The sequence below is a fragment of the Mesorhizobium sp. M0663 genome (assembly GCF_040320585.1).
Taxonomy (GTDB): domain Bacteria; phylum Pseudomonadota; class Alphaproteobacteria; order Rhizobiales; family Rhizobiaceae; genus Mesorhizobium.
Genome location: NZ_JAMYPX010000032.1, coordinates 1 through 14,065, shown reverse-complemented (window position 1 = coordinate 14,065; position 14,065 = coordinate 1). Strand labels below are relative to the sequence as shown.

The 14,065-nt window shown below is 62.4% G+C and carries 15 protein-coding genes and 1 pseudogene; 7 read left to right on the top strand and 9 right to left on the bottom strand.

Features of this window, described 5'->3' with window-relative positions; translation table 11 throughout:
- Both purL and NKI54_RS30795 read left to right on the top strand, forming a co-directional pair.
- Positions 1 to 2,238, top strand: coding sequence for a phosphoribosylformylglycinamidine synthase subunit PurL (gene purL / locus NKI54_RS30800; RefSeq protein ID WP_352637819.1), 2,238 nt, complete (start codon positions 1 to 3; stop codon positions 2,236 to 2,238).
- Between the two features lie 86 nt (positions 2,239 to 2,324).
- Entirely contained in the window at positions 2,325 to 2,558 is a 234-nt protein-coding gene (locus NKI54_RS30795; protein ID WP_023674714.1) for a BolA/IbaG family iron-sulfur metabolism protein, read from the top strand.
- A gap of 12 nt (positions 2,559 to 2,570) precedes the next feature.
- On the opposite strand, the gene NKI54_RS30790 is transcribed toward NKI54_RS30795, so the two are convergent.
- Positions 2,571 to 3,377, bottom strand: coding sequence for a phosphodiester glycosidase family protein (locus NKI54_RS30790; protein ID WP_352623646.1), 807 nt, complete (start codon positions 3,375 to 3,377; stop codon positions 2,571 to 2,573).
- Positions 3,378 to 3,540: 163 nt separating this feature from the next.
- On the opposite strand from NKI54_RS30790, the gene grxD reads away from it, so the two are divergent.
- The gene (gene grxD / locus NKI54_RS30785) at positions 3,541 to 3,876 is read left to right on the top strand and encodes a Grx4 family monothiol glutaredoxin (RefSeq protein WP_023674712.1); all 336 of its coding nucleotides are present in this window, start codon (positions 3,541 to 3,543) and stop codon (positions 3,874 to 3,876) included.
- Between the two features lie 181 nt (positions 3,877 to 4,057).
- Positions 4,058 to 5,256, top strand: a pseudogene (locus NKI54_RS30780) (multidrug effflux MFS transporter).
- An 18-nt stretch (positions 5,257 to 5,274) separates the two neighbouring features.
- Here the strand turns inward: NKI54_RS30780 and NKI54_RS36595 are convergent.
- The 4 genes from NKI54_RS36595 to rpsD form a co-directional block, all read right to left on the bottom strand.
- Entirely contained in the window at positions 5,275 to 5,682 is a 408-nt protein-coding gene (locus tag NKI54_RS36595) for a UCP034077 family protein (RefSeq protein ID WP_502898282.1), read from the bottom strand.
- Between the two features lie 49 nt (positions 5,683 to 5,731).
- The gene (locus NKI54_RS30770; RefSeq protein WP_352576004.1) at positions 5,732 to 6,559 is read right to left on the bottom strand and encodes an inositol monophosphatase family protein; all 828 of its coding nucleotides are present in this window, start codon (positions 6,557 to 6,559) and stop codon (positions 5,732 to 5,734) included.
- On the bottom strand, positions 6,549 to 7,436 hold the full coding sequence (ttcA, locus tag NKI54_RS30765; RefSeq protein WP_352693422.1) for a tRNA 2-thiocytidine(32) synthetase TtcA: 888 nt from the start codon (positions 7,434 to 7,436) through the stop codon (positions 6,549 to 6,551). The genes NKI54_RS30770 and ttcA overlap by 11 nt, the downstream gene beginning before the upstream one ends.
- A 152-nt stretch (positions 7,437 to 7,588) precedes the next feature.
- Entirely contained in the window at positions 7,589 to 8,206 is a 618-nt protein-coding gene (rpsD, locus tag NKI54_RS30760; RefSeq protein WP_352637814.1) for a 30S ribosomal protein S4, read from the bottom strand.
- A 380-nt stretch (positions 8,207 to 8,586) separates the two neighbouring features.
- Between rpsD and NKI54_RS30755 the strand changes: the two genes are divergently transcribed.
- The gene (locus NKI54_RS30755; protein WP_023674706.1) at positions 8,587 to 8,799 is read left to right on the top strand and encodes a hypothetical protein; all 213 of its coding nucleotides are present in this window, start codon (positions 8,587 to 8,589) and stop codon (positions 8,797 to 8,799) included.
- A gap of 90 nt (positions 8,800 to 8,889) precedes the next feature.
- Here NKI54_RS30755 and NKI54_RS30750 read toward each other — a convergent pair whose 3' ends face one another.
- The 4 genes from NKI54_RS30750 to NKI54_RS30735 form a co-directional block, all read right to left on the bottom strand.
- The gene (locus NKI54_RS30750; RefSeq protein ID WP_023674705.1) at positions 8,890 to 9,078 is read right to left on the bottom strand and encodes a DUF3008 family protein; all 189 of its coding nucleotides are present in this window, start codon (positions 9,076 to 9,078) and stop codon (positions 8,890 to 8,892) included.
- 76 nt (positions 9,079 to 9,154) lie between these two features.
- Positions 9,155 to 9,967: a glutamate racemase gene (gene murI / locus NKI54_RS30745; RefSeq protein ID WP_352637812.1), complete on the bottom strand. Its 813-nt coding sequence runs from the start codon at positions 9,965 to 9,967 to the stop codon at positions 9,155 to 9,157.
- Positions 9,968 to 10,124: 157 nt separating this feature from the next.
- Positions 10,125 to 10,769, bottom strand: a complete 645-nt coding sequence (locus NKI54_RS30740; RefSeq protein ID WP_352637810.1) for a DUF805 domain-containing protein — start codon at positions 10,767 to 10,769, stop codon at positions 10,125 to 10,127.
- 80 nt (positions 10,770 to 10,849) lie between these two features.
- Positions 10,850 to 11,716 carry an RNA methyltransferase gene (locus NKI54_RS30735; protein ID WP_352637808.1) on the bottom strand — a complete coding sequence of 289 codons (867 nt, stop codon included), beginning with the start codon at positions 11,714 to 11,716 and terminating at the stop codon, positions 10,850 to 10,852.
- Positions 11,717 to 11,922: 206 nt separating this feature from the next.
- Here NKI54_RS30735 and NKI54_RS30730 point away from each other — a divergent pair, with 206 nt between their 5' ends.
- Together NKI54_RS30730 and NKI54_RS30725 are read left to right on the top strand one after the other, a co-directional pair.
- The gene (locus NKI54_RS30730) at positions 11,923 to 13,134 is read left to right on the top strand and encodes an NADP-dependent isocitrate dehydrogenase (RefSeq protein ID WP_352637806.1); all 1,212 of its coding nucleotides are present in this window, start codon (positions 11,923 to 11,925) and stop codon (positions 13,132 to 13,134) included.
- Between the two features lie 11 nt (positions 13,135 to 13,145).
- Positions 13,146 to 13,772 carry a glutathione S-transferase family protein gene (locus NKI54_RS30725; RefSeq protein ID WP_352693418.1) on the top strand — a complete coding sequence of 209 codons (627 nt, stop codon included), beginning with the start codon at positions 13,146 to 13,148 and terminating at the stop codon, positions 13,770 to 13,772.
- Positions 13,773 to 14,065 lie beyond the last annotated feature (293 nt).

Sequence of the window (14,065 nt, the reverse complement as noted above, 5' to 3'; positions counted from 1 at the left end):
ATGACCATTTCCAATTCCGTGCCGATCACTCCTGAACTCATTGCCGCGCACGGGCTGAAGCCCGACGAGTACCAGCGCATCCTCGACCTGGTCGGGCGCGAACCGAGCTTTACCGAACTTGGTATTTTTTCGGCGATGTGGAACGAGCATTGTTCCTACAAATCCTCGAAGAAGTGGCTGCGCACGCTGCCGACCACCGGGCCGCAAGTCATCCAGGGCCCGGGCGAGAATGCCGGCGTGGTCGATATCGGCGACGGCGACTGCGTCGTCTTCAAGATGGAGAGCCACAACCACCCCTCCTACATCGAGCCCTATCAAGGTGCCGCGACCGGCGTCGGCGGCATCCTGCGCGATGTCTTCACCATGGGCGCGCGACCGATCGCGGCGATGAACGCGCTGCGCTTCGGCGCGCCGGACCACCCCAAAACCAGGCATCTGGTTGCCGGCGTCGTTTCCGGCGTCGGCGGCTACGGCAATTCCTTCGGCGTGCCGACGGTCGGCGGCGAGGTCAATTTCGACGCCCGCTACAACGGCAATATCCTGGTCAATGCGTTTGCCGCGGGCCTCGCGAAGACGGACGCAATCTTTCTGTCCGAGGCCAAGGGCGTCGGCCTGCCGGTCGTCTATCTCGGCGCCAAGACCGGGCGCGACGGCGTCGGCGGCGCCACCATGGCCTCGGCAGAGTTCGACGACAAGATCGACGAGAAGCGGCCCACGGTCCAGGTTGGCGATCCCTTCACCGAAAAATGCCTGCTCGAAGCCTGCCTCGAACTGATGGCGTCCGGCGCCGTTATCGCCATCCAGGACATGGGTGCCGCTGGCCTCACCTGCTCGGCGGTCGAGATGGGCGCCAAGGGCGACCTCGGCATCGAGCTCGACCTCGACAAGGTGCCGGTGCGCGAAGAGCGCATGAGCGCCTATGAGATGATGCTGTCGGAGAGCCAGGAGCGCATGCTGATGGTGCTGCGCCCCGAAAAGGAAAAACAGGCCGAGGCGATCTTCCACAAATGGGGCCTCGACTTTGCCATCGTCGGCAAGACCACCGACGATCTGCGCTTTCGCGTGCTGCATCAGGGCGACGAGGTTGCCAATCTGCCGATCAAGGATCTCGGCGACCAGGCGCCGGAATATGACCGTCCCTGGGTCGAGCCGAAGAAGCCGGCGCCGCTGGCCGGCGATGCACCGCGAACCGATGTGGCCGACGCACTGCTCAAGCTGCTGGGCGGACCGGACCTTTCCTCGCGCCGCTGGGTGTGGGAGCAGTACGACACGCTGATCCAGGGCAATTCCCTGCAGCTTCCCGGCGGCGACGCCGGTGTCGTGCGCGTCGACGGTCATCCGACCAAGGCGCTCGCCTTCTCCTCCGACGTGACGCCGCGCTATTGCGAGGCCGACCCTTACGAGGGCGGCAAGCAGGCGGTTGCCGAATGCTGGCGCAATCTTACCGCCACCGGCGCTCTGCCGCTCGCGGCCACCGACAATCTCAATTTCGGCAATCCGGAACGGCCCGAGATCATGGGCCAGCTGGTTGGTGCTGTGAAAGGCATCGGCGATGCCTGCCGGGCGCTTGGCTTTCCGATCGTCTCCGGCAACGTCTCCCTCTATAATGAGACCAACGGACAGGGCATCCTGCCGACACCAACCATCGGCGGCGTCGGTCTGATTGCCGACTGGTCGAAAATGGTGCGCATCGGCTTTGCCGCCGAAGACCAGATGATCGTGCTGGTCGGCGCCCCGACGATATGGGGCTCGCATCTTGGCCAGTCGGTCTATATGCGCGACATCTTTGGCCGCGCCGACGGCCCGCCGCCGCCGGTCGATCTCGGCCACGAGAAGCGGGTCGGCGACCATGTGCGGGCACTGATCGCCTCCGGTGTTGTTACCGCGGCGCATGACGTTTCCGATGGCGGCATCGCGGTGGCGCTGGCCGAGATGGCGATGGCCTTCGGCATCGGCGCGACCATTCCCGGCCTGATCGGTGCAGATCCGATCCCGGTCTGGTTCGGCGAGGACCAGGGCCGTTATCTGCTGACGCTGTCGATCGACCCGCAGAGCGAGCAATGGGACGCCATTCGCGAACAGCAAAACAAGCTCGGCGTTTTTGCGCCGTGGATCGGCTCGACCGGCGGCAGCGAACTGAAGCTGGGCGAGGCGCGTGCGATACCGGTCAGCGAATTGACCGCCGCCCACGAATCCTGGTTCCCTCGCTTCATGGCAAATGAGGTCGTGGACCCGTGATGTGATCGAGTGGGCCCCTTTCCCTGTGGTTCATCCGCCATTTCGACCATATCTATGAGATCACGACCTGAACAAGGAATCCTCACATGGCAATGGACGCCCACGACATCGAACGGCTGATCAAGGAAGGCATTCCGGACGCCAAGGTGACGATTCGCGACCTGGCCGGCGACGGCGACCATTATGCGGCTGAGGTTGTGGCCGAAAGCTTTCGCGGCAAAAGCCGCGTCCAGCAGCACCAGATGGTCTATGACGCGCTGAAGGGCAACATGGGCGGCGTACTGCACGCGCTTGCCCTGCAGACCAGCGTGCCGGACTGAGCTCTCTTGCAGTTACCGGCTCGCAAGCTTCTTACCGGTCACGGCAATGATCGGCCCCGCCGGATACTTTCCACCCACAATCATCCGCTCGCCGTTCGACAGCGCCGAAACGACCCCGTCGAAGAAAAGCGCGTTGGGACAATCGAGCGCATCCCGGAATAGCCGTGCGAAGCTGCCGAGGCTGACTTCAGAGCGTGAGATCGCCAGCACGACCGTATTTTCGTCACGCACGCCGACGCCATTGCGGATATAGCGTGATGTGCCGTTCTGCTCGAAGCGGGGATGAAGCCGGCCGTCTATCACCAGCATCGGGCCGGATTGCGTGGCAAACATCACGTCCAGTCTGGTCGCAGCATAGGCGCTTGTCTCCATGACCGCCGCCTTGCCGTCCTTGCGGACCAGGAATACGCCATTCGGTTTCAGGAAGAAATTGCCTCCGCTGTCGGCGACGTTGATCGGCGCCTTCTCCCGGCCGTCTTCGACGAGAAGGCCGACTGGGGTCAGGTCTTGGTGATACATGCCGGCGTTCATGGCGAGCAGCACCGTCCGGCCCTGATCCGCCATCGCCTTGTCGAATTTGTCCAGTGAACCGAAAGCCTTGCCGTCGAGGCCTGTGTGGAACACACCGACGTCATAGCGGCGCAGATCGATTTCGCAGACGACATAGGCGACCGCCTCGAAGCTCGTATCGCGGCACGGCGCCGGTAATTCACCGCCGACGACGAGAGATGGCTGTCTCGGCGACCTGGCCCACCAGATCAAGGACAGTGCGGCGAACAGAACGGCGAGGAGGAACCCGGCGAGATATCGTCTTTTCATCGCGCCTCGGGAAAGATGGTGGCCAACGCTCTTGGCCCAAGATCAGACGTTCCTTTGCGCCATTTGCGTGGCAAGGCGGCAAACATCTTGTTTCGCGCAACCCATGGGTTTATTTGAAGGGTAATGTTCGAGCCTGACTCCCACAGGCATGAAAGGGTATTCCATGAGCGGCATCAACGACTACATCGACAATGAAGTGAAGGGCAACGACGTCGTTCTCTTCATGAAGGGCACGCCCGGCTTCCCGCAATGCGGATTTTCCGGCCAGGTCGTGCAGATCCTCGACTATATCGGCGCCGACTATAAGGGCGTCGACGTGCTGACGTCGGCCGAACTGCGGCAAGGCATCAAGGACTATTCAAACTGGCCGACCATCCCGCAGCTCTACGTCAAGGGCGAGTTCGTCGGCGGCTGCGACATCATCCGCGAGATGTTCCAGGCGGGCGAATTGCAGACCTTCCTCGTCGAAAAGGGCGTCAGCGTCAAAGGCGCCGCCTGACTTCTGTTTCTGCGTATGACCTTCCGCCTGCGATTTTCGGGGGTCATGCGCTAAGCGCCGGGGCAGCCCCCAGGGGCAATCAACGAATGGATGCGTCGGCCAGCCGGCGCATTTTCGTTTGAGGATCGGACTGGCCGTGGATCAGCAAGCACAAGCGCAGCAAAAGGCAAGCACCTTGCCTATTCCGCGCTGGGAATTCATTGCGCTGTGCGCGGCGCTGATGGCGCTCAATTCGCTGGCCATCGACATTATTTTGCCGGCGCTGCAGCAGATCGGCGCTTCGCTTGGCATCGAAAATGAAAACCACCGGCAATATGTTGTCACCGCCTATATCCTTGGCTTTGGCGGCGGACAGCTGTTCTTCGGGCCGATCTCGGACCGCTTCGGGCGCCGCGCGCCGCTTGTCGCAGGGCTGGTGATCTACGTCCTGGCGGCCGGCGCTGCGGCAATCGCCCCGTCATTCACCACGCTTCTGCTATGCCGGGCCGTGCAAGGCATCGGTGCGGCGGCGACGCGCGTCATTGCCGTCTCGATCGTGCGCGATACGTTCGACGGAAGGCGCATGGCCGAAGTCATGTCCTTGATCTTCATGGTGTTCATGGCCATTCCGGTGGTGGCGCCCGGTATCGGCCAGTTCATCATGCTGTTTGCGACCTGGCATGTGATCTTCGTCACCATGGCAGCCGGCGCGCTGATCGTGTCCGCCTGGTCGCTGCTGCGCCTGCCCGAGACACTACACCCCGAATATCGCCGGCCGCTGACGTTGTCCTCCATCATCGGCGGCTTCCGCATCGTTCTCACCAACCGCATCGCGCTCTGCTACGCCTTCGCCAGCACCTTCATCTTCGGCGCCATGTTCGGCTTCATCGCCTCGGCCCAGCAGATCTATGTCAGCGTGTTCAATGTCGGCGAGATGTTCCCCGTCATCTTCGCGGGGGTTGCCGGCGTACTTGCTTTTTCGAACTACCTCAACTCGCGCCTCGTCGGCCGCATCGGCATGCGCCGTCTGTCGCAAAGCGCGCTGCTGCTGTTTCTGGCCATCAGCCTTGCCTGGCTGGTCGTTTCCATCGAAATAAAGATGCCGCTCTGGCTCTTCATTACCTTCTTTGCCTGCGCCATGGTCCCGTTCGGCGCGCTCGGCGCGAACTTCAACGCGCTCGCTATGGAGCCGCTGGGGCACCTGGCCGGCACTGCGTCGTCGATCCTTGGGTTCATGCAGACATTTCTTGGCGGCATTCTCGGCACGCTGATCGGCCAAGCCTTCAACGGCACGGTGACGCCGCTGGCCGCCGGGTTCTGCACGTGTCGGTGGCGGCGCTGCTGATGATCCTGCTGGCCGAGCGCGGCAGACTGTTCCAGCCGCATAACCCGCCGGTTTAATGCCCATTGCGCGTGCGCCTAGGATGCACCCTCACTGACCGCGGTGAAGCGAGGGAACAGCGTACGTCCTGCGATTGCTCCACCCATACTGTCCGAAACGGGCAGTGGAAGAGCCTTGTCGAGCGCCTCGAGGACGGAAGCCACGAAGGCCCGGTTGAGCGGACCATCGTCCCCTAGATGTGAGTAGGTGGCGCGCGGCTTGCCGATAAGCGTGCCGTTTCGGCGAATTGAGAACTGCAGCGTCAGGGTCATGCCCGCGCTTCCGCGCGGCGGCTTCCAACAGGCGAAGATCGCGGAGGACATCTCGTCTATGGTGTCGACGGAGTCGGGACTGCGACATGCGCGTTCCCCAGCTCTTGCTTCATGGACACCGGCAACCAAGGCAAGGGCAAAGGCCGTTGCAACAATTGCGGACCGAGGTTTCATTCGAGATCTCCGGTTTCGCACAAGATTGGACAACTTTGGCAGCGAAGAGCTATTCCGCCCAGAGCTCACGGCGCAGCTCCCGCCAGCTCTCCCGGTCCGGTGCGACCAGCAGGCCACCCCCGACATGCGACGGCAGATAGGCGCTGCCGTCGAAGCGCGCGGCATGGCCGCCGGCCTCCGCATGGATCAGCACGCCGGCCAAGTGGTCCCAAGGCATCAGCTTGTTGTAGACGACGAAATGGCCGTGGCCGCTGGCCAGCAGGCGGTATTCATGGGCGGCGCAGCGATAATTGAACTGCGATAGCGACTTGGTCTGGTTGCGCGCCAAACGTGAGCGGTCCGGCTCGGGCACATAGTGCCATGAGACCGCACCGGTCATTTCCGACATCGGCGCCGGTTTGGCGACATGGACCTTTTCCAGATCGCCATGGGCATGGCGGATATGGCTGCCGGCGCCACTAACGCCGATCAGCCAATCCTTGCCGACGGGATCGTGAATGATGCCGGCGACCGTCTCGCCCTTGATCACGACGCCAAGCATGACGCCGAACAGCGGCACGCCGGAGGCGAAGTTGAAGGTGCCGTCGACCGGGTCGATGACGAAGGCGAGTTCGGCATCGCCGAGACCGTCGAGCAGCGTCGGGTCGTCGGAGCAGGCCTCCTCGCCGACGATCATTGCGTGGGGATAACGCTGGCGCAGCCTGGCGGTGATGAGCCGTTCGGCATTGACGTCGGCCTCGGTGACGAGATCGGCGGCCGAGGTCTTGCGACGGACGTCGCCCTCGCTCAACCGGCGAAAGCGTGGCATGATCTCGGCGACGGCGGCTTCCGACAGAAGGTCGGCAAGCCAGTCGATCGCGCTATCGTCAAATGTCATCGGGACGCCTGGTGGTGAGGGTTTCGTTGAGGGCGGCGAAATCGAACAGCTTCCTGTCGAGCAGATGCGAACGCCGCACATTGGTCAGGGCGCGGAGCATCGTGTCCTTGCGGCCGGGCATGCGCTTCTCGATGTCGTCGAGCATCGCCTTCATGGCGTTGCGCTGCAGGCCTTCCTGGCTACCGCACAGATCGCACGGAATAATCGGGAACTTCATGGCGCCGGCGAATTTCTCGAGATCGGCTTCCGCACAATAGGCGAGCGGCCGCAGCACCATGACATCGCCTTCGTCGTTGAGCAGCTTCGGCGGCATGGCGGCGAGGCGTCCGCCATGGAACAGGTTCATGAAGAAGGTTTCCAGTATGTCCTCGCGGTGATGACCGAGCACCAGCGCCGAGCAGCCCTCCTCGCGGGCAATGCGATAGAGATGGCCGCGCCGCAGCCGCGAGCACAACGAGCAATAGGTGCTGCCCTCGGCCAGCTTGTCGGTGACCACCGAATAGGTGTCCTGATATTCGATGCGATGCGGAATGGCATGGCTGTCGAGATAATCGGGCAATATGTGCTTGGGAAAGTTCGGCTGGCCCTGGTCGAGATTGCAGGCCAACAGCTCGACCGGCAGCAGCCCGCGCCATTTGAGATCGAGCAGCACGGCAAGCAGGCCGTAGGAATCCTTGCCGCCCGACAGAGCGACCAGCCAGCGGTCGCCGGGCCTCACCATGGAGAAATCGTCGATCGCCTGCCGGGCAAGCCGCAACAGCCGCTTGCGCAGCTTGTTGAACTCGACGGAGGACGGCACATCGGCAAACAGAGGATGAAAGCCGCCTTCGGTGTCGGCGACCGGTTCGAGTGTTTCGGCGTCTGGCAGCATATTCATGGCGCTTCGGCCCCAAGATCCTGTTGCCGCCCGCAGTACCGCATCGGACCGAAAATCGAAATCGATTTCGGAATCACACCGCGGAAAAGGAACGAAAAAGAAAAGGCCGCCTCGACGGGCGGCCTTCGATTGTATCGCGACGAACGCGCCGATCAGCGCGAATAGAATTCGACGACCAGGTTCGGTTCCATCTGCACGGCAAACGGAACGTCCGCCAGGCCGGGGATGCGCGTGAAAGCCGCGGTCATCTTGTTGTGATCGGCCTCGATATAATCGGGCACGTCGCGCTCGGCCAGGCCCACCGATTCCAGCACGATGACCAGCTGCTTCGACTTCTCGCGCACTTCGATGACATCGCCCGGCTTGCAGCGGTACGAGCCGATGTTGACGCGCTTGCCGTTGACGTTGATGTGGCCGTGATTGACGAACTGGCGCGCCGCAAAGATGGTCGGCACGAATTTGGAGCGGTAGACGACGGCGTCGAGGCGCGATTCGAGCAGGCCGATCAGGTTCTCCGAGGTGTCGCCCTTGCGGCGGTCCGCCTCTTCATAGACCTTGCGGAACTGCTTTTCCGAAACGTCGCCATAGTGGCCCTTCAGCTTCTGCTTGGCGCGCAGCTGCAGGCCGAAATCGGAAAGCTTGCCCTTGCGGCGCTGGCCATGCTGGCCGGGGCCGTATTCACGCTTGTTGACCGGGGACTTCGGGCGGCCCCAGATGTTTTCGCCAAGACGGCGGTCGATCTTGTACTTCGCGGATTCGCGCTTGCTCATCGCATTCCCTTTCAAAACAATGCACCCGGAACCTCATGGTCCGGGTGAAGGAAACGCGCCCTCCTCTGGCCTCCGTTTTCGAGACCTGACAGGGTTTTCCACGCAACGCGACGGAAAACCCACGGGACACGTCATTTCAAACAAGACATAAGGAAAGTAAAACCGGCTTCCCAAACGTCTTGCACACATAAAGAAAACCACCGGGCATTGCGGCCCGGTGTTGGTGGGCTGGTTAAACGGAGATTTAACCGCTGTCAAGCTTCTGGCTGGCGCGAATCGCCGAACCGGATAGTGTTACGGTTGTAGAATGTGCCGGATGTGGCGGGAGGTTGCGCCAGCGGCATCAGGAAGGGACTGAAGTCAGAGGAGCTGGAATTCGCATGAAGAAGTTCTTCCTTACGTTGGTAGGCGCCGCGGTGATGGCCGGCACGATGGCGGTCGCGCCCGAGCCAGCGCAGGCCCGGCATTGGCATGGGCACAGGCATCACCAGGTCTGCCGCATCGTGGTCAAGAAGAAGGTGGTGTGGCGCCACGGTCATCGCAAGGTCATCCGCTACAAAGTGCGGCGCTGCGGGTGGGGCTGGAACTGGTAATTTTCGTCCTCGCCCGTTGAGACTTCATGGCCCGCGGCTCAGCCGCGGGCCTTTTATTGACCGGCATCCGCCGTCAGAATGGCCAGTCGATCAGTGTTTCGACTTCTTTTCCGGCAGGCCCTTGCGCTTGGTCTCGGCGAATTCCTCGAGCTGTTTTTCGCTCATGGATTTATACATTCCCTTCGACGCGCCTTTGAGCGCGCCCTTCTTGGTCTCGCCGCGCTTGGCTGACAATGCCGCGCCGGCCGCTTTCTGCTGGGCTTTTGAGGTGGCTGGCATGATGGTTTCTCCCGTTTCCGATGAGAGGAAAACGCATTGTCTGGTGTGATGTTCCCAAAGCGAAAATTGCTTGCGGTCAGGATACCGCCAAGCCAAAACCCTGCATCAGCCGGCGCGTCGGAAAATCGGCGCTGTTCGAGGTGAAGAATGCAAGGTCGGCGCCTTCGGGCAGTGCCTCTCTGCGATAACAGGCCTCGGTATCGGCGAGCAGCGACAGCGCGCGGCGTGCGATCGCCTCGGCCGGGTCGAGCCAGTCGACCGGCCAAGGTGCTGTCTTGCGCATGCGGTTGGCCAAAAACGGATAATGGGTGCAGGCAAGCACGACGATGTCGGTGCGCAGCCCATCATGCTCGACGAAGCACGGCGCGATCTCTGCGCGCACGGCGTCCTCGTCGACAAAACCGTCGCGCATATAGGCTTCGGCCAATCCCGCCAGCCTGTCGCTGGCGACCAGGCGGACATGGCATTTCTGCGCCCATTTGCTGATCAGATCGCGCGTGTACTGGCGCTTGACGGTGCCGGGCGTCGCCAGCACCGAAACCAGACCTGAGCGCGTGCGTTCCGCCGCCGGCTTGATGGCCGGCACGGTGCCGACGAAAGGGCGGCCGGGAAACCTCTCGCGCAAGGCATCGATGACCAGTGTCGAGGCGGTGTTGCAGGCGATGACCGAAATGGCCGGCGAAAACCGGTCGAGCAGCCTGGCGAACAACTCCAGGATATGTGTTCTCAGCGCCGGCTCCTCCCAGCCGCCGAAGGGGAACCCCGCGTCGTCGGCGACATAGACGAAGCGGCGGTCAGGCATCAGCACGCGCGCCTCACGCAGCACGGTGAGGCCGCCAATGCCGGAATCGAACATCAGGATCGGACGGGCGCTCGATGGATCGGTCATTGTCATTGAGTCACTAAGGGCTGGGAGTCACTAAGGGCTGGGAATCACAAACGAGATCACGAGGGAAGGCCCGGCCCATGCTTTCTGCTTCGGCCAATGATGGTTTATCCCGGCCGCTTCTATCTGGAACCATCATGGCCTTGATGCGGCGAGACGGTCACACAAGGCCGCGCTTGCCGAAGCTGCCGGGCCGCGGCCGGCCGTTCGCCGGAGATGCAGGTTGAGATGCAGGGTGGTTCGACGGCACCGGTGCGGCGCGCATGGCGTAGGCTGGAGCCAGGGCCGTCGCGCCGGCGGCTGACGCTGAATGGAGCGCGGCGGCGCCGCGCAGCGGCCCGGGCGGGTCGAAATCGTCGAAACTCAGGGATGACGCCATATCCGCAGAGCCACCGCCCGCCGGCTTGGCCGCCAAGATGACGGCCCACAGCCCGACAAGAGCTAATCCCAGCAGGTTAAGGCCGGAATGCGAATCTTCGCCGTCGAATTTTACGACAAGAACAGTGCCGGCCTGCAGGATCGCAAACAGCGTCGAGAACACGATATACGACCAAAGGATCCAACCCGACCCTTGCGCGTCGCGGCTTCGACGCCAGGCGAAATTCGCGCGTAACAGAACGATCACCAGCGAGGCGACGAGAACGGCTGCGGCCAGCCCTTCCCTGGAAGGTCCGGGCTTTGAATTGGCCAAACCCTCGATGCCGATGGTCAGCACGACGCACAGCACAAAGGTCACGATTTCCGCAACCAGCAAGGCCGCGGAATAGAAAAAAAAGCGAAGACGCCCGATATTTGAATTGAACATCGAAAGGATCCATCGTTTTCCAGACAATGGATCACACCAAATAACATTCGGTTACTGGTGAGGTATGGGCAGTTCCGAGGCTAGTCTTTGTCTTTCGCCCTCGCAGCGCGTGCCGCGGCCGCCGGGAGCCGCCTTGGATCGTCGCCGGGCGATCCGTCGCCGCGCGGCATGGCCGGCGAGAACCTGTCCAGCGATGATATTATGCCGCGCAGCACCTTAAGCTCCGGCTCGGCAAAGCCGGCGCGGGTCAGCACTGCACGCAAATTGTCGACCATCTTCGGCTTCTTCGCTGCCGGGCGGAAATAGCCGCGCGCCTCCAGTGCACCTTCCAGATACGCAAACAGGCCGTGCAATTCTTCCTTGGCAGCCGGCGGCATTTCGGGGCCGGAGAAGTTGGTCCTGGTCTCGTCTTCCAGGCCGGACTTCATCCATTCATAGGACATCAGCAGGGCCGCCTGGGCGATGTTGAGCGAGGAGAAGGCTGGATCGACGGGGAAGGTGACGATCTCGTCGGCAAGGCCGACCTCGTCATTATAGAGGCCGAAGCGCTCGCGGCCGAACAGGATGCCGGTGCGCTGGCCGGCCCGCTGCCGCGCCCGCAGCGCCCTGCCCGCCTCGACCGGACCGCGCACCGGCTTGAAATTGTCGCGCGCGCGCGCCGTGGTGGCGAAGACGAAGTTCAAATCGGCAACCGCCGAGGCCAGGTCATCGAATACCTTGACGGCATCGATGACGTGGTCGGCGCGGCTTGCGGCGGCACGCGCCTTCTCGCTCGGCCAGCCGTCGCGCGGATTGACGAGCCGCAGCTCGGAAAGGCCGAAATTGGCCATGGCGCGTGCAACCATGCCGATATTCTCGCCGAGCTGCGGCTCGACCAGGATGATCGCCGGTCCGGACGCTGGAGTTCCGGAGGCAAGAGGGGTTTCGGGATCCTGGGTAGCGGCCATGGTTGTCAGTGAACTGCTGTTTGCGGCATTTCGCAGTCCCCTGCCACATTTGGCGGCGAAAATGAAGCTTTCGCAAGGAATGCCGACACTACGGCGCGGTTCGCCGTTTGCGCGGCCAAAAAGCCTTTGATATACGGGCCGCATCCCAGGGCCGGCAGCCGTGCGGGCAAGGCCGTTCCGTTCCCCAAAAGCGAGGCATTCTTTCCATGGCGAAGATCAAGGTGGCGAACCCGGTCGTCGAACTCGACGGCGACGAGATGACCCGCATCATCTGGCAGTTCATCAAGGACAAGCTGATCCACCCTTATCTCGACCTCAAGCTCGAATATTACGACCTCGGCATCGAGCACCGCGACGCCACCAACGACCAGGTGACCATCGATTCGGCCAACGCCATCAAGAAATACGGCGTCGGCGTGAAATGCGCGACGATCACGCCCGACGAGCAGCGCGTCGAGGAATTCAAGCTGAAGAAGATGTGGAAGTCGCCGAACGGCACCATCCGCAACATCCTCGGCGGCACCATCTTTCGCGAGCCGATCATCATGAAGAACGTGCCGCGGCTGGTGCCCGGCTGGACCAAGCCGATCATCGTCGGCCGCCACGCCTTCGGCGACCAGTACCGCGCCACCGACTTCCGCTTCCCCGGCAAGGGCAAGCTGACGATCAAATTCGTCGGCGAGGACGGCCAGGTGATCGAGCACGACGTCTTCGACGCACCCGGCGCCGGCGTCGCCATGGCCATGTACAATCTCGACGAATCGATCCGCGAATTCGCCCGCGCCTCCCTGAACTACGGCCTGCTGCGCAATTACCCCGTCTACCTCTCGACCAAGAACACCATCCTCAAAGCCTATGACGGACGCTTCAAGGACATCTTCCAGGAGGTCTACGAGGCGGAGTTCGAAGCAGAATTCAAAGCGAAGAAACTCTGGTACGAGCACCGGCTGATCGACGACATGGTGGCCTCGAGCCTGAAATGGTCGGGTGGCTATGTCTGGGCCTGCAAGAATTATGACGGCGACGTGCAGTCCGACACGGTGGCGCAAGGCTTCGGCTCGCTCGGCCTGATGACCTCGGTGCTGATGACGCCGGACGGCAAGACCGTCGAGGCGGAAGCCGCGCACGGCACCGTCACCCGCCACTATCGCCAGCACCAGAAGCGCGAGGAGACCTCGACCAATTCGATCGCCTCGATCTTTGCCTGGACGCGCGGCCTCGCGCACCGCGCCAAGCTCGACGACAATGCCGAACTGAGGCGCTTTGCCGAGACGCTGGAAAGGGTCTGCATCCAGACGGTCGAGTCCGGCTTCATGACCAAGGACCTGTCGCTGCTGATCGGCCCCGACCAGCCATGGCTTTCGACCACCGGCTTCCTCGACAAGATCGACGAGAATTTGCAGAAAGCGATGGCCTGAGCCCAACCGGCATGGGCAAGCCCGTCGTCTACGGCGCGGACTACAGCGTCTATGTGCGCATCGTGCGGCTGGTGCTGGAGGAAAAGGGCGTCGGCTACGAGCTCGTGCCCGTCGACATCTTTGCCGCGGATGGCATTCCCGGCTGGTATTTCGAGCACCAGCCGTTCGGCCGCATCCCGGCCTTCGAGCAGGACGGCTTTCGCCTCTACGAGACCGGCGCGATTGCCCGTTATGTCGACGAAGCCTTTGACGGCCCGGCGCTGCAACCGGTCGAATCTCGGCCTCGAGCACGCCTGAACCAGATCACCGGCCTGCTCGACGCCTACGCCTACAGGACCATGGTCTGGGATGTCGCTGTCGAGCGGCTGGAAAAAACGCCGCCCGACGATGCCGTGATCGCCAACGGGTTGCGGCAGGCAAGAACGGCATTGCAGGCGCTCTCCTCGCTGAAAGCCGAAGGGCCTTGGCTGTTGGGAACGGACCTGACGCTGGCCGACCTGCACGCCGCACCGATCATCGGCTATTTCGTCAAGGTCGCCGAGGGACAAGCCCTGCTGGCCGAGTTTGCCGATATTCGGGATTGGTATGCGCGCATCACTCAACGCGCGAGTTTTGCGAAAGCCGAAAAGGCAGGGTGACAAAGATACGAGAGGCCGAGGGACAGCACCCCCCTCTGTCCTGCCGGACATCTCCCCCTCAAGGGGGGAGATTGGCAGGTTCATTGCCCCGCTTTTCTTCAATCATTGACAAGTGGCGAAGGCAATCGTGACATCCAATCTCCCCCCTTGAGGGGGAGATGTCCGGCAGGACAGAGGGGGGTGCTGTCCCGCCGAGGCTGGCGACAAATTCTCCCAGATCCTTGCCTTCTCTGCCTCGCAAGCCGCTCAATCGGGAAGGTAGATCTCCGCCTTCATGAAGGTCTTCGCACGGC